The 21,234-nt window shown below is 45.1% G+C and carries 19 protein-coding genes; 4 read left to right on the forward strand and 15 right to left on the reverse strand.

The window, feature by feature from the left end; translation table 11 throughout:
- Nucleotides 1-5: 5 nt before the first annotated feature.
- The 6 genes from ACOJR9_RS17920 to glmU form a co-directional block, all read right to left on the reverse strand.
- On the reverse strand, nucleotides 6-1,019 hold the full coding sequence (locus ACOJR9_RS17920; RefSeq protein WP_420934236.1) for an ABC transporter substrate-binding protein: 1,014 nt from the start codon (nucleotides 1,017-1,019) through the stop codon (nucleotides 6-8).
- A 125-nt stretch (nucleotides 1,020-1,144) separates the two neighbouring features.
- Entirely contained in the window at nucleotides 1,145-1,822 is a 678-nt protein-coding gene (locus ACOJR9_RS17925) for a hypothetical protein (protein WP_420934237.1), read from the reverse strand.
- A gap of 47 nt (nucleotides 1,823-1,869) precedes the next feature.
- A complete protein-coding gene (gene glmS, locus ACOJR9_RS17930; RefSeq protein WP_420934238.1) occupies nucleotides 1,870-3,702 on the reverse strand; it encodes a glutamine--fructose-6-phosphate transaminase (isomerizing) in 1,833 nt (610 codons plus the stop codon).
- 2 nt (nucleotides 3,703-3,704) lie between these two features.
- A complete protein-coding gene (locus ACOJR9_RS17935) occupies nucleotides 3,705-4,556 on the reverse strand; it encodes a DeoR/GlpR family DNA-binding transcription regulator (protein WP_420934239.1) in 852 nt (283 codons plus the stop codon).
- Nucleotides 4,557-4,753: 197 nt separating this feature from the next.
- Entirely contained in the window at nucleotides 4,754-5,779 is a 1,026-nt protein-coding gene (locus ACOJR9_RS17940) for a Gfo/Idh/MocA family oxidoreductase (RefSeq protein WP_420934240.1), read from the reverse strand.
- A 92-nt stretch (nucleotides 5,780-5,871) separates the two neighbouring features.
- Nucleotides 5,872-7,230, reverse strand: coding sequence for a bifunctional UDP-N-acetylglucosamine diphosphorylase/glucosamine-1-phosphate N-acetyltransferase GlmU (glmU, locus tag ACOJR9_RS17945; RefSeq protein WP_420934241.1), 1,359 nt, complete (start codon nucleotides 7,228-7,230; stop codon nucleotides 5,872-5,874).
- 242 nt (nucleotides 7,231-7,472) lie between these two features.
- Between glmU and ACOJR9_RS17950 the strand changes: the two genes are divergently transcribed.
- Entirely contained in the window at nucleotides 7,473-8,894 is a 1,422-nt protein-coding gene (locus ACOJR9_RS17950; protein ID WP_420934242.1) for a sensor domain-containing diguanylate cyclase, read from the forward strand.
- Nucleotides 8,895-9,035: 141 nt separating this feature from the next.
- On the opposite strand, the gene ACOJR9_RS17955 is transcribed toward ACOJR9_RS17950, so the two are convergent.
- The 3 genes from ACOJR9_RS17955 to ACOJR9_RS17965 are packed head-to-tail and all read right to left on the reverse strand — an operon-like array spanning nucleotide 9,036 to nucleotide 12,093.
- Nucleotides 9,036-9,926, reverse strand: coding sequence for a DMT family transporter (locus ACOJR9_RS17955; RefSeq protein WP_420934243.1), 891 nt, complete (start codon nucleotides 9,924-9,926; stop codon nucleotides 9,036-9,038).
- A complete protein-coding gene (locus ACOJR9_RS17960; RefSeq protein WP_420934244.1) occupies nucleotides 9,917-10,426 on the reverse strand; it encodes a methylated-DNA--[protein]-cysteine S-methyltransferase in 510 nt (169 codons plus the stop codon). The genes ACOJR9_RS17955 and ACOJR9_RS17960 overlap by 10 nt, the downstream gene beginning before the upstream one ends.
- Nucleotides 10,423-12,093 carry a DNA-3-methyladenine glycosylase 2 family protein gene (locus ACOJR9_RS17965; protein ID WP_420934245.1) on the reverse strand — a complete coding sequence of 557 codons (1,671 nt, stop codon included), beginning with the start codon at nucleotides 12,091-12,093 and terminating at the stop codon, nucleotides 10,423-10,425. The genes ACOJR9_RS17960 and ACOJR9_RS17965 overlap by 4 nt, the downstream gene beginning before the upstream one ends.
- Nucleotides 12,094-12,461: 368 nt before the next feature.
- Between ACOJR9_RS17965 and ACOJR9_RS17970 the strand changes: the two genes are divergently transcribed.
- The gene (locus ACOJR9_RS17970) at nucleotides 12,462-13,580 is read left to right on the forward strand and encodes a serine hydrolase domain-containing protein (protein ID WP_420936170.1); all 1,119 of its coding nucleotides are present in this window, start codon (nucleotides 12,462-12,464) and stop codon (nucleotides 13,578-13,580) included.
- Nucleotides 13,581-13,666: 86 nt separating this feature from the next.
- Here the strand turns inward: ACOJR9_RS17970 and speA are convergent, their stop codons facing one another.
- The 5 genes from speA to ACOJR9_RS17995 form a co-directional block, all read right to left on the reverse strand.
- The gene (speA, locus tag ACOJR9_RS17975) at nucleotides 13,667-15,577 is read right to left on the reverse strand and encodes a biosynthetic arginine decarboxylase (protein ID WP_420934246.1); all 1,911 of its coding nucleotides are present in this window, start codon (nucleotides 15,575-15,577) and stop codon (nucleotides 13,667-13,669) included.
- A 125-nt stretch (nucleotides 15,578-15,702) separates the two neighbouring features.
- Nucleotides 15,703-16,140, reverse strand: a complete 438-nt coding sequence (locus tag ACOJR9_RS17980; RefSeq protein ID WP_420934247.1) for an arginine decarboxylase — start codon at nucleotides 16,138-16,140, stop codon at nucleotides 15,703-15,705.
- 258 nt (nucleotides 16,141-16,398) lie between these two features.
- Nucleotides 16,399-17,787 (reverse strand): NAD(P)(+) transhydrogenase (Re/Si-specific) subunit beta, encoded by a 1,389-nt coding sequence (locus ACOJR9_RS17985; protein ID WP_420934248.1) that lies wholly within the window; start codon nucleotides 17,785-17,787, stop codon nucleotides 16,399-16,401.
- An 11-nt stretch (nucleotides 17,788-17,798) separates the two neighbouring features.
- The gene (locus ACOJR9_RS17990; RefSeq protein ID WP_420934249.1) at nucleotides 17,799-18,080 is read right to left on the reverse strand and encodes an NAD(P) transhydrogenase subunit alpha; all 282 of its coding nucleotides are present in this window, start codon (nucleotides 18,078-18,080) and stop codon (nucleotides 17,799-17,801) included.
- 2 nt (nucleotides 18,081-18,082) lie between these two features.
- Complete coding sequence (locus ACOJR9_RS17995) at nucleotides 18,083-19,240, reverse strand: NAD(P) transhydrogenase subunit alpha (protein ID WP_420934250.1); 1,158 nt, start codon at nucleotides 19,238-19,240, stop codon at nucleotides 18,083-18,085.
- Between the two features lie 629 nt (nucleotides 19,241-19,869).
- On the opposite strand from ACOJR9_RS17995, the gene ACOJR9_RS18000 reads away from it, so the two are divergent.
- Both ACOJR9_RS18000 and ACOJR9_RS18005 read left to right on the forward strand, forming a co-directional pair.
- Nucleotides 19,870-20,043, forward strand: a complete 174-nt coding sequence (locus ACOJR9_RS18000) for a DUF6435 family protein (RefSeq protein ID WP_269518209.1) — start codon at nucleotides 19,870-19,872, stop codon at nucleotides 20,041-20,043.
- A 110-nt stretch (nucleotides 20,044-20,153) separates the two neighbouring features.
- Nucleotides 20,154-20,867 carry a hypothetical protein gene (locus tag ACOJR9_RS18005; protein ID WP_420934251.1) on the forward strand — a complete coding sequence of 238 codons (714 nt, stop codon included), beginning with the start codon at nucleotides 20,154-20,156 and terminating at the stop codon, nucleotides 20,865-20,867.
- 16 nt (nucleotides 20,868-20,883) lie between these two features.
- On the opposite strand, the gene ppiC is transcribed toward ACOJR9_RS18005, so the two are convergent.
- Entirely contained in the window at nucleotides 20,884-21,165 is a 282-nt protein-coding gene (ppiC, locus tag ACOJR9_RS18010) for a peptidylprolyl isomerase PpiC (RefSeq protein ID WP_420934252.1), read from the reverse strand.
- Nucleotides 21,166-21,234 lie beyond the last annotated feature (69 nt).

Genomic DNA, 21,234 nt, shown 5'->3' on the forward strand with positions numbered 1-21,234 from the left:
ATACCTTATTGATAAACATGCTGTTCAGAGAGTTTCAGGTAAATTGAAGGTATGGGAAGCTGCAATTTAATAGCAGTGGTTACATTCACTGCTACGGTAAAGTTTTCAATTTGTTCTACGGGAATAGTTTCCGAGGAACCTAGCGCCAAAATGCGCTTAGCCTTTTTAGCGGCAGATGCGCCAACATCTTGAGGTTGAGATACAATGCCAATAAGTGCGCCCTCTTGAACTGCCGACACACTCTCTGCAAACAAAGGCAGCAATCCAGTCTGCTTTTTTATATCGGCTATTAAATTAGGTGTTTCTATTAACGGGCCTGCAGACAACCAATACCCGTCAATCGCGTTTTTTTCTGATTTCAAAAGGCGAATGACGTCTTCCTTCATTATTTCTAGACCAGCTTCTTTGGCAATATAAGGCGTTTTAATAGGGATAAACTGAATATTTTGGTAAGCGGCTTGTCGCGCTAAGAGCGCATTTGCGGCATTAAACGAGGACGGGTATGAAGAATGAAGCAACGCAATTTTTCGCGTTCTTACGGGCTCAGATGCTTGTAAAACACCGTTCAATATATCGAGTTTTACTGTGGCGTTCACAACATGGGAATCACCGGTAATGTTGCGTTTGCTCGTAGCACCAAAAGCCGAAACAATTCCTTCGGTAACCGGCTCAGACACCACCATAAATAATTTTGGAATAGACAATAGTTCGTCTTTATTTACCACGGCGCGTGTAGCAAGCGTCGCGAGTGACACCACGAGGTCGGGGGTAGATTCGGCTAACATGTCAGATAACAACGATTCGGCTTGCTCTACCGAACCTTCAGCGTTGTACACACGAAAGTGGATATCTTTATCAGGCATCAAACGCTGCAGTTCGGCTTCAAACGCAATGCGTGATTCGGTAACAATGGTTACAGGAAGGGTCTCTATTATTGCTACATCTACTTTTTCTTTTGCCCAAGCAGAAAAGGTGACGATGGGCACAAAAACAAATAAAAGGTGAAGTACCCTTATCATCTTAATAAACCTGTGAATTTTAGGTCTCAATAAAGGTAATCATAAAGTTTCTAAATTGATTTTCATAGGGTTAGTTCACCCATTTACACCCTTGAGTAAGCAGAGCTGCCTATTTTTATGACGCACTACGATGCTTCTTTGTTGCTGTTCTTCTCACCACTCTTTTCCCCCACCATTTTCATTTGAACCAACAAACCACCCCGAGTTATTACACTAGCCCCATTAAGCACAATGAGAGGCCATGCCACTGCCAGTGGCATAGTTAGCGCGAACGCTAATGTCGTCACATCTTTAATTAAAATACTGCGAAATAGCGCGGGCGATAGTGCACCTATTACTTTGCTCCGCCTTACCACTATTATTTGATGCAGCGTGCCTTGTATCAGCAGCGCGGTCACTATCAGCATTAAGCTATTGGCCCCTAGCTTTGCCACACTCGGATATGGTCGAAAACCCATTGAACATAACCCTATAACCATTGCAGTGACGCATAGGCCTAAAACAAGCCCTGTGGGTATAGAGCGCCGGTCATGCCAGAGCTGAAACAGAATAACTAAGATGAGAAGGAGCGCACCAAAGCGAGTCCACACCAGGTAATGGCTAAAAGGCTCTATGGCGATACCAAAAATAAAGTTGGCATAAAACGCAAAAAAGCTTGAAGCGAACTGGTTCGTCGACAAGCTTTGGGTAGAAGACTGATTGCTTTCGCGCAGCTTCTCTATATTGATAATTTGTTTCGCCAACCCGTACCAGGTCAGCAAAAAAGCGACTGCGCTTACAGTACCTAAGATGTGGTACAACACATGGTTTTCCTCAGTCGCTTCTAATTATTGTTATTTTACTTATGAGACTATTCTACCGTTACCGATTTCGCCAAATTACGTGGCTGATCCACATCTGTGCCTTTTATTAACGCAACATAATAAGAAAGCAACTGTAAAGGCAACGTGTAGATGATCGGGGCTATGGGGCCGTCGCAGTGCGGTACATTGATTACGCGCATCGACTCATCCCCCTCAAATGCAGCATCTTTATCGGCAAATACATACATAATGCCGCCGCGAGCACGCACTTCTTCTACGTTCGATTTAAGCTTTTCTAACAGCTCATTGTTTGGCGCAACCACGATCACAGGCATTTCGTCATCAATAAGCGCAAGTGGGCCGTGTTTTAACTCGCCCGATGCATAGGCCTCGGCGTGAATATACGAAATTTCTTTAAGCTTTAACGCGCCTTCCATTGCTATAGGGTATTGGTCGCCACGGCCTAAGAATAGGCTGTGGTTTTTATCTGCAAATTCTTCTGCTAAATCTTCGATGCCGTTAGTCATAGCCAGCGTTTCTTCTAGCTTGGCTGGCAAGCTGTGAAGGGCTGCAACAATACCGCTCTCATCACTTTCTAGCATACCATTTTCTTTACCTAGCGCTAGCGTTAACATTAAAAATGCCGTTAGCTGTGTGGTGAAAGCTTTAGTGGATGCCACGCCTATTTCTGCACCTGCGCGGGTCATAAAGGCTAAGTCAGACTCACGCACCAGCGACGACCCAGGAACATTACAAATAGTCAGGCTCGACATATATCCCGACTCTTTCGCTAAACGCAGCGCTGCAAGGGTATCGGCAGTTTCGCCCGATTGAGAAATGGTAATAAGTAAACTATTTGGGTGTACTACAGACTTGCGATAGCGAAACTCTGACGCAATTTCTACGTTACACGATACGTTAGCGTATTGTTCTAGCCAATAGCGCGCGGTCATGCCAGCATGATAACTTGTACCACAGGCAATAATTTGAACGTGTTTTACTTGCTTGAATATAGCATCAGCGCCCTCGCCAAATACGTTAGGCGCTAACCCTGTTTCGGTAATGCGCTGCTGAAGCGCGTTGCGCACTACGGTGGGCTGCTCGTGAATTTCTTTAAGCATATAGTGACGGTAACCGCCCTTATCACCCGCATCGTGCTCTATATTAGACTCTACAACTTCACGCTCAACCGGCACGCCGTGCTTATCAAAAATATCTACCGTGCGGCGAGTAATTTCAGCAACATCGCCTTCTTCTAAGAAAATGAAGCGGCGAGTAACAGGTAATAAAGCCATTTGATCAGAGGCGATAAAGTTTTCACCAAGCCCTAGCCCAATAACAAGTGGGCTTCCCGAGCGCGCTACTACTACGCGGCTAGGATCTTCTTTATCCATGATCACTGTGCCGTAAGCACCGTGAAAAGTTGTTACCGCGCTTTGTACAGCGCTTAGCAAGTTCTTGCCAGATTTAAGCTCTTGGTGAACTGTATGTGCGATTGTTTCTGTGTCGGTGTCACTGGTAAAGCGGTAGCCCTTTTCCGTTAACTGATTGCGAAGGCTCACGTAATTTTCGATAATGCCGTTATGCACAACGGCAACCCGTTCGTTGGAGAAGTGAGGGTGAGCGTTCGCTTCTGTCACACCACCATGAGTAGCCCAGCGTGTATGCGCAATACCCGTGCTGCCAAGTGCTTCACTATTAGCTACCGCGTCAGCTAATTCTTGAACTTTACCGGTGCGGCGAATGCGCGTTAGGTTTCCATCGCTTTGCAGTAATGCAACGCCTGCCGAATCATACCCGCGATACTCAAGGCGTTTTAGCCCTTCCAACAGAATTTCAACTACATTACGTTCGGCAACAGCGCCAACAATTCCACACATGCTTATTCTCCATTAAGCGTGGCGACGATTACCGTCACGCCCTTATTTTCAATATTCGTTTTATCAGAATCACTAATGCTGTCATCGGTGATTAACACAGAAATTTTGTTCCAACCCAACTCGAGGTTAGGCATTTTATGCAATAGTTTTTTTGCACTAGCCATTACCACCACTTTTGAAGCGGCATTGGCCATTGCGCGGGTTACTCCCGTTAATTCATTAAAGGTGGTCGTGCCTCTGTCCACGTCTATACCAGCGGCACCAATGAACGCAATATCAAAACTATAGGCACTAACTAGCTGCTCAGCCATAGCGCCCTGAAATGACTGAGACAGAGCATCCCATGTACCACCAGCCATTAATACCGTTGGCTCAGTGTCGCACTGGGTTAAATAGTTGGCTGTTGATAGCGTATTGGTCATTACCACTAGGTCATCTACAGTGGATAGAAAAGGTAAAATGGCGGAAGTAGTAGAACCGCAATCAATCACCAGCTTGCTGCCTGGCGTGACTAAATTGGCCGCGCATAGTCCGATGGCGTTCGACAGCTCGCTGCCGGCCAGTGAGAATGCTTCTGTTTTAATAGATGAAGACGAGGACACAGGGTTAGTAGAAGCACCAGAAGACGTTATTGCGGAGTTACTATTAGCACTACGTGATGAAGCAGCAGGCACAGCGCCGCCAAACTGCCTAATTAGCGCACCTTGTGCTGCCAATGCAGTTAAATCTTTTCTTATAGTCACTTCAGACGCGTTAAATTGGCTGGCTAGCGTTTCTACACGTGTATGGCCATTATCATTAACCCATTCCACTATGCGCTTGCGACGCTCCTCAACCGAATGACTGCTCTTCATCTTGAACTACTTCTTTAGCTACGCCGTTTCAGCTTTCACATTCGTATGCGGCTTTGTTGGGGCATAGTGTATTTGCCATACCTAAAAAACAAACCCAATGTAAACATGAAAAACGCTTGTCACTTTCAAAACGAAAGTTATAAATTACAATTTGAAAGAATCGTAAGGTATTATGAAAGCGTGTTCAAGTACTTTGCTTAATTTAACAGCAACTTTCTTTCTTCTTGGCTCGCTTTCAGAGCTGTTTCAATAATGTTGATCACATCAACAACGCTCGCTGCATCGGCAGGTGAGTCGGCATCACCTTTAATAGCACGCGCTAGCTGTTCAAAAAAGGCTAAGTATTCTCCACGACGGGTTTCAACTACCTCTGTCGTATCTTCATTTGAAAGTACGCCGTGTTCGCTTTTAGGCGTAACTGCCCAGCTTTCACTTTTCAGGCTCATATTCGCCCGTAACTGATTTTCTTGCGGGTCTAGGTGAAACTTTCGAAAGCTTGCTTTTGTTCCCTGTAAATCAAAGCGAAGCGTTGCACCGCCTTGAAATGCTGAACTGCCAAGGTTCACAATCTTGTCGGCATAATGAAGGGTAAGGTCAAAGGTATCGTCTGACTGCCCGCCATCTCGCAGTGTTAGTACGCTGGCCGATACCGCTGTAGGCTTGCCGAAAAGCTGAAGTGCTTGGTCAATTAGGTGTGGCCCTAAATCCCAAAATATCCCGCTGCCAGGGCCTTTGTTTTCACGCCATCGATTGCGAGGAGTAGGCCTAAAGCGGTCGAAGCGACTTTCAAAGCGCTTAATATCACCAAGCTTACCTTGCTCAATAAGCTGCTTTAAGGTGAGAAAGTCGCCATCAAAACGCCGATTGTGAAACACGCATAATTGTTTCTTTTTCTCATGCGCCACATCAACTAAGTGCTTTGCATCGGCTGCGCTAAGGGTAAAAGGTTTCTCTACTAACACATGACTGTTGTGCTCAAGTGCGAGTAAAGATTGCGACGCATGTAAATGATTAGGCGTTGTTATTACCACCAAATCAAATTGCCTGCTGTTTAGCGCTTCCTCTAACGAGGAGTGTACCACTGCATCAGGCAACGCAGTTTTTACCTCATCCGGCTTTGAGGACACAACGCCCTCAATAGCAAAGTCAGAAAGGTGTTGAAGAAAGGGCAGATGAAACGTGTTAGCCGAAAAACCAAACCCAACTAATAGCGTGGTGATCATAGCAACTCCTAAAGCAATAAAGGGGGTCAGAACCGAATAAAATAAGCCAACAACGTGGCTAGCATTTTATTCGGTTCTGACCCCCTTTTATTTTATTTTTTGGTGGGACGTGGCCAGTTTGCTATGTTGCGCTGCTTGCCACGTGCAACGGCGAGAGCACTGTCGTCAACTGCCGATGTGATAACCGAGCCTGCTCCTACGGTTGCGTTATCGCCTACGTTTACTGGCGCTACAAGGGATGAGTTAGAGCCAATAAATGCGTTTTCACCAATAATGGTTTTCGATTTATTTACACCGTCATAGTTACAGGTAATGGTGCCTGCACCAATATTTGCATTAGCACCAACCTCGGCATCGCCAAGGTAAGTAAGATGGTTTGCTTTTGCACCTTCGCCTAATACTGTCTTTTTCATTTCCACAAAGTTGCCAACCTTGGCGTTTTTGTGCATAACCGCACCAGGGCGTAAGCGCGCATAAGGCCCTACCACACAGGCTTCGCCTACATTTGCCTGTTCAATGATAGAGTTGGCTTCAATAACAGCGTTATCTGCAATGTGGCAGTCGCGCAATATGCAATTTGCGCCAATAGTAACGTTGTTACCTAGGGTTACGTTGCCTTCCACAATCACATTTACGTCGATAATAACGTCGTTTCCAGCTTCTAACGTACCGCGCATATCAAAGCGTGCTGGGTCTAATAAGGTAACGCCATCAGTCATTAACTGCTGCGCCTGACGAGCCTGCAAGGCGCGCTCAAGGTTAGACAGTTGAATGCGGTTGTTTACCCCTTCAACTTCTACCGCCGACGCAGGCTGAGCAGACTGAATACGCTTTCCTTCTGAGGCCGCCATAGCAATAACATCGGTAAGGTAATACTCGCCTTGGGCATTGTCGTTACTTAAGTTGTGTAACCAACGCTTAAGATCAGCCCCAGACATCATCATCATGCCGGTGTTAATCTCTTTGATGGCGCGCTGCTCGTCAGAGGCATCTTTATGTTCAACAATTTGAGTGATGTTGTCGTTTTCTCTCACAATTCGGCCCATGCCTGTGGGGTCGTCTAGTTCAACGGTAAGTAAGGCTAAATCACAGCTGGCTTTTACCGCTTTTAAGGCATCTAAGGTTTCTTCTCTAATAAGCGGGGCGTCGCCTACCAGTACCAAAACATCTTCATTGTCTTTTATATGAGGCGCGGCTTGTTGAACTGCATGGCCGGTTCCTAGCTGCTCAGACTGAAGGCACCAGTTTAGGTTGTCTTCTACAATGGTCTGTTGCAGCAAGTCACCGCCGTGGCCGTAAACAAGGTGGATGTTGTCAGCACCTAACGACTTCACCGTATTGATAATACGCTGAACCATTGGAACGCCACCTACTTTATGAAGTACCTTTGGAAGCGAAGATTTCATGCGAGTACCTTTACCCGCTGCTAAAACAACCACTGAAAAAGCCATACAATCCCTTTATTGTGTAAACATAGTTTTTATCTACACATAGTGTAACTAAGCATTGATGAGATGTCAGCGGATGAATGCGGTCTGCCGCGGTTTAAATACTCCAACTACCTTCCTGTTTGTTTTCTAGTTAGTCTTTTAGGCTAAACTTGAGGTGAACGTGCTAGTAGTTCATATTTGCAACAGGTATACTTTGCGTGGCAAAATTTCAGTTCAGCTAGGCAAGGGAGCATGCGCAGTCTGTGAACACCTTTAGAACCTTACACAGAAGCATATTGATGCTTTTTGCAGTCGTTGTGATAGCGATTGTAACGTTAGTGCACTTTAGCATTTCAAAAATAGTAGCAGAGCAAAGCCGCGCCCAGCAACAGTCACTTTCACCTGCCATTTCGCTTATTGTAGAGCAGCTTCTCAAACCCCTGCATATATCTTACGCCCTTGGTCACTCAACAGAGCTTGTAGATTTACTTGACCGAGATTCAGTAGACAGCAAGGCTGCATTCAACACTTTACAAAGGTTGGAAGAAGAATTTGGTCTGTCGTTTTTTATCGCCAGCGAGAAAGACAGAAAACAATACAACTCCGACGGCACCATCATTGACTTGGTTGAAGGTGAAGTAAGCTGGTATTTTAAGTATCGTGATTACCCCGCAGATGCAGTTGCCGACATTGGTAAGTGGGAAGACTCTCACCTTTACATCGACATTAAAATTCACAGTAAGGAAGGTGAATTTCTCGGCTTTTTCGGCGTTGGAAAAAGCTTACGTAGCTTCATAGAAATATTCGACTCTTACAAACAAGAATACGGCTACGACTTTTTATTTGTCGATGACAAAGGCGACATTATGCTGTCATCTGATCCGACGTTAGTTGCCACCTATTCAGACTTTACTAACCTGTCTGAGCTGCCTTGGTATGCTAGCCTGCCCCTTTCGATTCAAAATGAGCAAGCCCTTAACAACAAACTAGTCACTATCAATGAAAAAGACTTTTTAATTGCAGAGGTAAAGCTGAATCAGTTTGGCTGGACGGTGTTTTTATTGAGCCCGCTGGAGGACAGACAGGCTGAGATTTCACAAGCTTTTATATTTAGCGTAGTGACACTGCTTGTAGTTGTGTTTTCTCTATTCTTATTAATATACAACTTACTGTATTACTTTAGAAAAGATATGCAGCCAGACCTGATAGTTCGCCAAACAAACCGCCTTCCTGAAAAGGACAGCGTGCAGCTTATTTACAAAAGCCTATTGGCAGAGCACAGTTCCCTAAGCGTTATACTAGTAAACGTAGATAAGATGACAACCATTGTTGATGCACACGGTCGCAACACGGGTGATGATATTTTAGATAAGGTAGCAATTTACTTATCAGAAAAGCTGAAAGACCAAGACGTGTTAGGGCGCTGGAGCAGCGACGAGTTTATTATCTTTTTACCACAAAAAGGACCCCATGAAGCCTTTGAGATGGCCCAAAACCTGCGTCATGGTGTAGCAACACTGCCACCACTTATTGAATACCCAAACATTCAGATTACTGCTTCATTTGGTATTTCTTACACCGCGTCATCGAGGCCATTGCAAGAAATTACTGCTCATGCAGGAGACGCGCTTTACCAGGCTAAGCGAGATGGTGGCAACCTAGTGCGTATGCAATTAATCGACTAGTCCGGTTTACCCTTTTGGTACACAGAAACAGCGCAATAAAACACACTGTTTTTTTGGCGTTTCTTTTGAGTTATCGCCAGTCTTTTCGACTGCGCATTGAATTAATCAAACCTCGGCCAGATCAGGCTAGACTTCGCTAAATCAGGCCGATTCAAGCTTCGACTTTTTGCTTCGCCTAGTTAACACACCCGTAGTGAGTGCCACGCCTAGCAATATCATGATACCGCCAACGATGGTTTGCGCAGAAAGGTGTTCTTGCAGCAATAATATGCCCCAAATAATGCCAAATAACGGTACCAGATAGGCAACGGTAATCGCTTTTGCCGGCCCCACATCAGCAATCAGTTTAAAGTATAGGATGTACGCAATACCTGTTCCGCCAATAGCCAATGCCACCGCATTAATCCACGCATTATTACTTGGCATGGTAGCCGGCAGCGTAGCAAGGGCGAAGGGCGCTAACATAATGCTCGCAAAAGCCTGGCTGCCAGTCGCAACGGCGAGAGGCTTAACACCCTGCAGCCACTTTTTCATCATGCTGGCAGCTATTCCGTAGCAAGTAGTAGCAAGCAGTGCGGTAAGAATGGGAAAGAAGCTCACCTCACCCTCACCCAACTTTTGCTGACTAATAACAGCCACGCCAACAAACCCTACCAGCAGACCTACAATGGCACTTTTGGTTAATCTATCTCCGAGCCATGACCAAGCCACAATGGCGCCGAACATGGGCGCAGTTGCATTTAATATGGCATTCACCCCAGCCTCTAAGTGTAGGCTGCTGTAATTAAAAAGAACAAATGGAATAGCGGTATTCACTAAGCCAACTAAGGCGATGGCAAACCAATGATGCTTAATTTGCGATAACCCACCCTTTAGTACCAGTAGCGGCAATAACACCGCGGTAGCGAGTAGCGTTCGAACCGCCACCAGCACATAAATACCAAATTCGGGAGCCGCCACTCGCATGAAGATAAACGAGCCGCCCCAAATACCGGCTAACACCACCAGTGCAATAATATCTCTTAGTCCCATAGTCCGCCTTGGGCTCCCTCTAAATTAAGCAAAAACTGCTTTCGCGCTAAACCACCCGCATACCCTGTTAGCGTTTTATTGCTGCCAATAACTCGATGACACGGTACTACAATGGCAATGGGGTTTTTACTATTCGCAAGCCCTACCGCTCTTACCGCTTTAGGATTACCAATGTGTTTTGCAATGTCTAAGTAACTTACGGTTTGTCCGTAAGGTATACTTTGCAACGCTTTCCATACCGACGTTTGAAACTCTGTGCCTTTGACATCTATAGGCAAATCGAATTCGTGACGCGTTTTTGCAAAATAGGCCGATAGCTGTGAACAAGCTTCTTCGGTAATGCCATTCGATACTCCCCTTTTACCGCTATTTCTAAGGCTATCCTCAGGATCAGTAAAAGCAATGCGGGTAACGCCAGTATTGCTTGCTGTCACCGTTACCACGCCTTGTTCTGTGGGTATCGATTGAGAAAAAAACTCTGATGCGGTGTCTGTATTCACTGACGTGGATCCTTTTTGACTATGTTGGCGCTTTGTTTTCTGTCTGGTTTCAGTGCACTATTTTTATCCGGCTCAGGCGCGCCGTCTGCTTGGGGAAGCTGGGAAAGCTGCCAGAGTTGCAGCGTAAGATAGCTTCTCCACGGCGCTGCATCACCTGCGCAAACGGGGTGGCGCTTTGCCATTTTCTTCACAATAAGATCGCCTTCAAGATAAACATCGGGGTCTCGTTCGCCGCGCATCTTAATATAATCTACTGTCCACGGCCCAACACCTTTTACCGCCAGCATATCTTCATGGCTAGGGGAGCGACTTTGAGAACGGTTTTGAAAGTGACTTGGGTAACGGCTTGGAAAATGACTCTCTGAACAGCCCTCTGAACAACTCGGCGAAGCGCTAGAAGACTGACTGCTAGAAAACAACTGTGCAAAGCGTTTAATCGCATTTTTCCTAATCTGGGGCATTCGCAAAAAGGATAAGTCGCTACTTGCTACCGCCGATGGAGAAGGAAAACTATAACCAAACTCGTTGTCGCAGACATGGTTTTTGCCTAAATGATGCACTAGCAAAGTCAACTGGCCAATAGCCGCTTTTACGCTAACTTGCTGACCCACAATAGCTCGGCAACCGGCCTCAAACATGCTCCATGCACTTGGCAGTCTTAACCCTTCTACAAGCTGCGCCTTAGTTAATCCTGCAGATAATAAGCCGCGCTCAATAAGCATGGGATCAGCCTTTAAGTCTAACATGGCCTTTATATTTTCAATGACCCGGTAAAGCGGCCTTAAATCGCTCAATGTCACTGTCACGTCAAATCCGTCTTTACGAGCATTGTGTATGGCGCAAAACTGCCCTTTCACGCCCTCAAATTCAAAGCAACGCTGATAGCTGCTGTCGGTCACCTCTTCCATTGCAGCAACCGCACGCCGAGCTAAAAAATCTCTCACATAGGGCCAATTATAAGGAGGGCGATAGGAAAGAAACAAACTGATATGTTGACCTGACTTTTGACATAATTCTTGAACTGGCGCTTGGCTAGCCTCTTTATCATTCTTGCTGCCAACTGGCTGGCCAGCTACTTTTTCAGTGGACTTATTAAACCCTTTACTAGCGCGCCTAAGCCCTGATGGCGATGTTTTACAGTACTGCTGAACGACTCTTTGTAGCTGACGCTGAGATGAAAAGCCACAGCTTATCGCTACATCAAGCAGAGGCAAGGTGGTTTGCTGTATAAGCTGCTTAGCAAATAGTGCCTGCTGCATCGTTTGAAATTGTTTTGGCGACAAACCAATAGCGTTGGTAAGTAATTTGTTGGCATAGCGCTCGCTTATGCCAAGGCGAGATGCAATATGGCTAATTGGCTGAGCTGGTATTTCAGACAATAGCGACAGTGCCCGCTGCACCGTAGTGTCTTTCCCTTCCCAAGCGGGAGATTGAGGCGCACTGTCAGGCCGACACCGCAAACATGGCCTGAATCCATCAGACATGGCTTGAGCCGCAAGACTATAATAAGCCACGTTTTCTTCTTTCGGCAGTTTTGCAGGGCAAATAGGCCGGCAGAAGATCCCTGTTGTTTTCACCGCAACAAAAAAGCGACCATCAAATCGCGCATCTCTGCTGCATCTGGCTGATGCATAAGCCTGTTGGTGTGCATTTTTTATTGCCGACATTGGAATCTCTCAAACATGTTAGTCGCGATAAGCTTGAGTTAGCTATATTTACTGTGACCATCTGTTTTTGCTTGTGGGCTTTTCTGAAAGGCCCTTCTCTAGTTTATGCTTAAAAACCTAAATTAAGGCGACAAAATCAGAACTCACTATTTTGTCATACTTTTTTTGCTCTGCTTGCTGCGTTGCTCTTCCTTCCATTTCTCGATACTTGCTAGCACTTTTTAAAAAAGTGCCGTTTTTACACACATTTGATAAATGACCAACCTATCCGCATAATATTGCCACCTTGATAACCACTGCCTATCTCTCATGTTGCAGAGAAACTGGCCTAATGAGCTAACTGTATGCCAACTATTTTGCGCATTTCGATGTCGCGCTTTTTTCTAATGTGTGCATTACCACTACTCGTGCTTTATTCGCACACATTGTCTGCTGACTGGCTCGATAACTATGCCAGCTATGTAAATAAAGAGGCTGATAAATATAATGTACCTGGCTATGCATTTGTTTTTTATGAGCAGGGAAAAACGCCTCGGGTTTATGTTTACGGCAAAACGCGCAAACGAGGTGGTGAAAAGGTTACAAAAGACACCGTGTTTCGCCTTGCGTCTGTGTCAAAAACCTTTACCGCACTGCTAAGCGCAAAATTGGTAGAGCGTAACCAGCTCTCGTGGGAAACACCCATTAAAACGCTACTTCCAGACATTCCGTTTAACGGCAAGGGAATGGAAGCCCTAAAACTTCAGCACATTGTCGGTCAATCGAGTGGCTTTATGCCAAATGCTTACGATAATTTAATTGAAGCCGACTACTCACTAGAACGGGTATTAACGTCGCTAGGGGAGCTTGAGCCATTGTGTAAACCGGGCGACTGCTACACGTATCAAAATGCGTTATTCGGCGCATTGGAGTACTACTTCAGTAAGCAAAATACGTCTTATTCGAGCCAAATGCAGTCTTACTTGTTCACTCCGTTAGGCATGACATCTTCCAGTGTTGGTAAAGGCGGACTGCTTGCCTCAGAATCATGGGCTCGGCCACACATCGCAATAGCCCGTAATAAATGGCTCGAAGGCGAGGTAGAAAGCAATTACTACCGTTTTTCGCCTGCCGCTGGCGTTAACGCTAGTATTTATGATATGACCATCTATTTGCAGGCATTACTTGGGGAATTTCCCACTGTTATCTCTGAAGAAATGGTGGAATATGTGACCAGAGAGCGGGTTCGAACTAAGCGCGAAACCTATCGCAGAGGATGGCGCGGCATGATTAGCGACGCCCACTATGGCTTAGGCTGGCGTATTTACGACCTTGATGGTAAACAACTGAATTATCACGGCGGATGGGTAAAAGGTTATCGTGCAGACGTGGCCTTTATGCCTGAGAAAAAAGCGGGATATGTCATGTTGATGAATGCAGAGTCGAACATGATTAATAGCGCCACCGCTGAGCTGTGGAAACGCTTTTTAAAACAAGCCGACGACTAGCTCGCCGGCTTGAACTTTCTGCGCTGCTTATTAAACAGCTTCAATAACTCTACCAAAGCATGAAGCAACGTACAGCGCTTCCATACTTACTGTTTAAGATAGGTATAACCGTTTAGACATTTTTCGTAAAAATCTGTCCAGCGTACGCCTTCTCTCGGCTTAAGTTTACCATCCCATACATGTTTATCGATTAAGCGTTTAACGTCAGATGCCATGGCACGAGGATTATATTGCATAACGTTAAGTACATCTTCTACCGATGAGCCTTTAACAACTTCCTCGATATAGAAATCTTCTGGATCGTCGTCATAGCTGTAAATATGTACTTCGTTCAAGCGACCAAATAAGTTGTGCATATCACCCATTACGTCTTGATAAGCACCTGTTAAAAACAACCCTACATAGTAAGGTTCACCCTGTTTTAACGGGTGCATAGGCAATACATCGGTGATTTCTCTGCCAATGGTGAACTGATCAATCTTGCCGTCGCTGTCGCAGGTAATATCAACAAGAGAGCAATTTACCGTTGGCTCCTCGTTCATGCGCGTTAATGGCACTACTGGCAACAATTGGTCGATTGCCCATGTGTCGGCAGCCGACTGGAACACAGAGAAGTTGCACAGGTACTGCGACGACAAGCTGTAATCGAGCTCTTGCAGCTCTTCCGGTACGTATTCTTCTTTTCGATACCAGGTTTGCAACCTACCCATAATTTGCCAATACAGCGTTTCAATCTTGGCAAGCTCTTCCAGAGGAATTACGCGCAGCTTAAAAGCATCAAGAGCCTGCTCTTTGTACTGCGAGGCATCGTTATATACCTCATGCATGTTCTCTTGCTCATCAAAGGTGTCTGCCAACTCTCTAATATTCTTTAAGAAAAAGTGCTCGCCTTCCTTGACAGACGTATCCATGGTTGCGGCATTAGATTTAATTTCACCCACAATTTCAGTGATAACACAGCTATGATGCGCTGTAATTGCACGTCCACTTTCACTGACTAAATGAGGATGAGGTACGCCTTCTAAGTCGCACATCTCTTTCATGCCGTACACCACGTCAGCAACATATTCTTGCATGCTGTAGTTACGCGACGATTCATTGGTAGAGTTACTTCCGTCGTAATCAATCCCTAAGCCACCGCCTACATCAACATAGTCTAACTCAAAACCCATTTTATGAAGGTCGGCATAAATACGGGCGCCTTCAGTCACGGCTTCTTTTACCGCTCTGATATCGGTAAGCTGGCTGCCAATATGAAAATGCAAAAGTTTGAGACAGTGGGCCATGCCCTGCTCTTCTAAATAGCGAGCTGCATTAATTATCTCGGTAATAGTAAGACCGAATTTTGCTCTTTCGCCGCCTGAGCTTTCCCACTTTCCACGGCCTTTTACCGTCATTTTCGAGCGCACGCCAATAATAGGATCGATATCTAATTCTTTTGATACTTTTACCAGCAGTAACAGTTCTGTGTATTTCTCAACAACGACGACTACACGGCGGCCAAGCTTGCGCCCAAGCAGCGCTAGTCGCATAACTTCATCGTCCTTGTAACCATTTAGAATAGTGAGCGACTCTTCATTTGTGTTCATTGCTAGCACAGTGAGAAGCTCGGCTTTAGACCCAGCTTCTAGCCCGTAATTAAAGGGTTTGCCGGCATCAACAATCTCCTCAACCACTTCACGCATCTGATTGACTTTTACTGGGTATACGCCTTGATACTCGCCTTTGTACTCAGCTTCAGCAATCGATTTACGAAATGCAGTATTTAAACCCGCTACTTGCGAGCGCAAGATATCGTGGAAACGAACAACAACTGGGAACTGAACACCTTCTTTACGTATATCTTCAATCACTGAATTGAAATCTATGCGTATACTCGGATTTTCGGGTACGGGCGTAATGTGGACGTTGCCATTTTCACCAACCTGAAAATAACCGCCACCCCATTGAGAGACGCCATAGACGCGCTCTGCTTCCTCGATACTCCAATTAGACAATATGATCACCTTTTAAAAAGTGCGCTAGCGTTAATCTAGCTTATGAGTGCAAAAATAAGTCGCGTATTATAGACAAAGACATAAATGTTGCGACGTAAAATATCTATTGTTTCGAATAATTTAATTTATCGCGGCGTTGCTGTATCTATCCACGATTTTACGTATGCCATCACGCTTGGTTCAACTCTCTCACAAACCTCATCCAAAAAAGTGCTCACATCGTTCGTACGCTTGAAAGTAAAGTGCTGATTTTCAAAATATCGTTGCGCAATATGGTTGGCGTCAGTCGTTTCATCTTCCAGCCACAATTCACTCAATTGATTTCTGCGATCTAGATGAATTGAGTCTTTTATACGTATAACGGTATCTGTCTTTGTGCTAGACCATGACCGAATATCAACGAATAAATGGAAGGCCCTGCCTCTTCTGCTTTGCAGTACCGCTGACAATTCACCCAAATAGTTAACATTAGTCCCCATATCCCAGTGCCCGCGGAGGGTTACAAGAATACAGTTTTGAAAAATCTCTATATCAAACGAACGACGAAACGGGTTGCCACTCATTGCAGGGTTAACACTCAGTGCTCAAAGAAAGCTGTGAAACGATGTTAGAACGTATCGAAAGATTAAACAACCTTGCACTCATTACATATTCTGTGGTTTTTGGCGATACTGTTCAAAGTGCTTCGTGAGTATGAATGGAAGATAACGTTTTAAGCTGTGAGCATGCGTATATGCTTAGGTGACGGTATTGAATTTTTTATATGTTGGGCCCAGCGAATTGAGTTATTGCCGGGCCCATTTAAGACTTAATAACCGTATTTAGTCGTCACCAAATTCACGGATAATACTGTTGATGGTTTCTTTCGCATCACCTAGCACCATTCGGGTATTTTCTTTGAAGAAAAGTGGGTTATCCACCCCAGCAAAACCCGCATTGGCAGACCGCTTTAATACAAATACTGTTTTGGCACGGTAGGCCTCAATAACCGGCATGCCGTAAATAGGACTGCCTTTCATTTCTTTTGCCGCTGGATTAACTACATCATTGGCTCCAATAACAATTACCACGTCATAGTTTTCCATACGAGGGTTAACGTCATCCATTTCGAACAACTGATCATAAGGAACGTCGGCTTCGGCTAACAGTACGTTCATGTGCCCAGGCATACGCCCTGCCACTGCATGAATACCGTAATCTACCGTACAGCCGTTTTCTTCTAGTAAAGACTGCAACTCACGCACTGCATGTTGCGCTTGCGCTACGGCCATGCCATACCCTGGCACCACCAATACCGCTTGGGCTGCTTCTAACACGTAAAATGCATCTTGTGCGGCCAGTACCTTAATCTCGCCTTCAATTTTCTCGCCTGCCTCAACAGGTGTAGAAAATCCAGATAGCAGTACGTTCATTAGTGAGCGGTTCATGGCCTTACACATAATATTCGTCAAGATAAGCCCTGACGCGCCAACTAACAGGCCAGTAACAATAAGAATGGTATTGCCGGTGGCCAAACCTGCTGCAGAGGCAGCCACTCCTGAGTAGCTGTTGAGCAAAGCAATGACTACTGGCATATCAGCGCCGCCAATAGAAATAGTGGCCCACAAACCAAAACTAAGTGCTAGTGCGATAGCGCAATACAGCCATACGGGGTTTGACGGTTCGGTTGTGAACATATATCCCACCACTACCATGCCAATAAGATGAAGAATGCTTAGCTCTCGAAGCCCGGTAAAGACAACCGCTTTTGAGCTCATCTTTCCTGACAGTTTCCCCCACGCTACTACCGAGCCTGAAAAAGTAACGCCACCAACCAGTATGGTGAAAAATAGGGTTGCAAAGGTAAACGCGCCAGCAGTTTGTAGCGCCGCCATGCCCATGCTCGATAACGTCGCCCAGCCGAGTAACAGTGATGCTGCGCCACCAAAACCATTAAACAACGACACCATCTCTGGCATTGATGTCATTTCAACGGTTTTTGCCTTCCAGGCACCATAGGCGCCACCAATAACAAATCCTAGCAATATATAGTGATAGCTGATGATTTGCTGATCGAGCAGAGTAACAACTACCGCTATGAGCATACCAATAGCAGAGATAAAATTACCTTTTTTCGCCGTATCTGGGTGACTTAACAACTTAAGACCAAGAATAAATAGTGCCGCAGCAACTACGTACGCAAGGTTAATCGTGGTTACAATATTATTCACCTGCGTACTCCTTACTTCGTTTTCTTTTTAAACATATTTAGCATGCGGTCGGTGACCAAATAGCCCCCCACCACATTAATACTGGCCAGTGCCACCGCGATGGTACCCAACACGGTAGTTAACACGCTGTTGTCACTACCCGATGCCACTAAGGCGCCAACTAAGGTAATACCTGAAATAGCATTCGAGCCTGACATGAGTGGCGTATGAAGCGTAGCAGGGACTTTTCGGATGAGTTCAAAACCAAGAAACCCTGCCAATAACACGATAAAAAGTAAGTATATGATGTCCACAATTAAGCTCCTTTGTATGCATTAAGCAGCATGTCGTTGGTAACGCTTCCCTGATGCGCAATAACGCAGCCAGCAAGAATATCGTCGTCCAAATTAAGGTTAAACGTATTGGTTTCTGTGTCGAAGAACTCGTCCACAAGGTTATAAATATTATTGGCGTACATGTCGGTGGCAGCTCGCGCGACAAACTGACTCCAGTAGCCATCGCCAATAACATTAACGCCATTCACCTCAACGGTTTCTCCAGCGACTGAGCCTTCAACATTACCGCCAGAGGTGGCCGCCATATCCACTACAACACTGCCTGGCTTCATTAGCGCTAAGGTGTCTTTTGAAATAAGCACAGGGGGCTTTCGGCCAAACAGTTGCGCTGTGGTAATCACAATATCTGAATCGGCAATAGCGTCGCGCTGAGCGTCTTGCTGCTTGGCTTTTTGTTCTTCGGTAAGCTCTTTGGCGTATCCGTCTTTCGTTTGGCCCGTTTCACCAATATCGATTTTAAGGAATTTTCCACCAAGAGACTCAACCTGCTCTGCAACCACTTCGCGAGTGTCGTAGGCAAGCACATTAGCGCCAAGGCGTTTTGCTGTGGCAATAGCCTGCAGGCCTGCCACACCAGCGCCAATGATAAATACTTTGGCGGGTTTAATAGTGCCCGATGGCGTCATCATCATGGGTAAAATAGAAGGAAGTAAACTTGCTGCCTGCATCACCATTACATAGCCCGCTAGGCTCGCTTGAGAGCTTAAGGCATCCATTTTTTGAGCACGGGAAGAACGCGGGATCATTTCAACTGAAATAGCCGTAAGCTGCTTGTCAGCAATCGACTCAATAAGCGGTTGTTGAAAGAAAGGGTCAAGATGGCCAACCACAATGGCCCCTTTTTTCATCAACGCCAACTGCGCTTCGCTAGGCTTGTTTACGGCCACCACCATATCCGCTGATGATACTGACTCATTCACATCACTAATGACAGAAACACCCACACCTTCATATTCTTTATCAGAGTAGCCAGCAAGTAGACCTGCTCCGGCCTCAAGGATAATAGAAGCCCCTTTCTTAATTAGCCGCTGCGCGCTAGATGGCGTTACAGCACAGCGCTTTTCCACTTTATTTAACGAGTCTGGCGTTTTAGATTCGTTTAAAACAATAATTTTCATACGCTTCTCCTTATTCTTAGGCGCTTCGAGAATGACACCCTTTATTCTCATTGAAACCATTTTATTCATTTATGCTGATTATTTTTCGGCTAAATCCAACGCTCGTTTAAATATTTGCAGGCTAAAAGAACACAAACAAGCTGTTTAATTTTCACTCTACGCCTTGGTAAACATACGCCTAGGGAACATTTTTTACAAAAATTTTTAAGTTTAAATACATAACTATAATTTATATGAAATTCACTTATATTTGTTTTTTTAGTCAGGATTGTAGCTACCAAGAGGAAATTTAAAGTATGGAGGTTGTTTTTTGTACAGCCGTAAAGGTACAAAAAACGAACAGGCTTTAGCGGTACACCGTAAATTACAACTCGATTATTCGATAAAAAGGCGAGTCATTCTTTATTACCATTTCTTTTTGCCGTTTCTTTTTTCCCATCATGTGATCAGTTAATAGATATAAAACGTTTATTCATTACGCGTTAGGTTTCATATGCAACCGAGCGTTTTGTTAACTAAAAATATCACAACGAATACACCATCATCAGAGTAGGCAGCAAGAGTGCTTTTTTTAAGAATGCTTTCACAAGCTTTCACAGAATGCACCGTGCGGCGTGGGGAGAAAAATAGTGTTTGGGCTTTTTAAATCGAATCCGTCAAAGAAAATGCGGAAAGAATACGACCAGCTTTTAGAGCGAGCCATGCTTGCGCAAAGAAAGGGCGATATTAAAACGTATTCTATGCTGACCGCAGAATCTGAAGAACTGTGGAAGAAAATAGAGGAAGTAGAAAAACAGCAGTAGTTTTTCGCTTCTAACAATATTGTTTCAATTCAAGACTTCATATCGCATTGTAGTGCTTATACCCGTAAACTAACGCCTTAAGAGTTAGTTTAAATAAGGGCGTTGGTATTATGGTACTCCGTTTCTTTACAACGATGCTATACGGCATCGTTATCACATCTTCCGTGTTGTATAACAGCGCCCAAGCCATTGAGGCAGGCCAATACTACTATTTCATTTCTGAACAATGCGAACCACGAGGCCCACAAGCGCCTGAAGAACGCGGCGCAGTTACTCCCGATCTCTTGCTGTTTGAAGTTGTGCCTGCTGGCATCAGTGATTATTTCGTGCACATGAACACCGAAGCGCTTGTGTATTACACCGAAGAAGGGCAAGAATACTTAACTGGCCTAGAACAAGAGCAAGCGTATACCGCCGGTAGTGACAATAGCGACGGCAGCAGTATTATTCATCATGATTTTATGTTGCAGCGTGAAGCGATAAACCTCAAAGACCTCATCTCAACACTGAATCGTTTTTCTCAGCAGCAAACAGAGAAAGGGTATTACTATCGCACTATTTTGGCACTAGGTGATGAAAGCGCTAGGTTTAAAGCCGTAACTCGAGTACGTTTAACAGAAAGCGAAGCCGCTAATCGCATGCTGCTTTCCGACTACTCAACTAGCTACTATCGTTTAGATAAGGCTGGGAACGCCAGCGCTACCCCATTCATTAGTGTTGATCATAATGCTTTGATGCGAAAGAACATTCATCAATACAACAGCCCCTTTAACGCGTATACAACAACTCACGTATGCGGCGAAAAGTGGGAGTCGGGAATTTAGAATGAAAGTTGGGAATTTAGTTGTTCCGATACAGGGTTTTAATAATATGAAACCCAAAGCGGGTTTTTACTGGCCCGTGTACTTTTAGCACTTCTTTTTTAAACACCACATCGTCAAATGCTTTTACCATTTGGCCGCGACGAAATTCACCTAAATCGCCGCCTCGCTTACCCGACGGGCACGTTGAATGCTTTTTTGCTAGCGTGCCGAAATTTTTACCTTTTTTAAGCTGCTCTAAAATAGAAAACGCCTCTTTTTCGGTTTTTACCAGAATATGTACAGCGGCTGCTGTTGCCATGACAATGCCCATTAGCGTTGAATATTTACGCCTCAGAGTATAACCCAGAGCAACGCTGAGCGTAAGCAT

Source organism: Alteromonas ulvae, from assembly GCF_048987005.1.
In the GTDB taxonomy this organism is placed as follows: domain Bacteria; phylum Pseudomonadota; class Gammaproteobacteria; order Enterobacterales; family Alteromonadaceae; genus Alteromonas.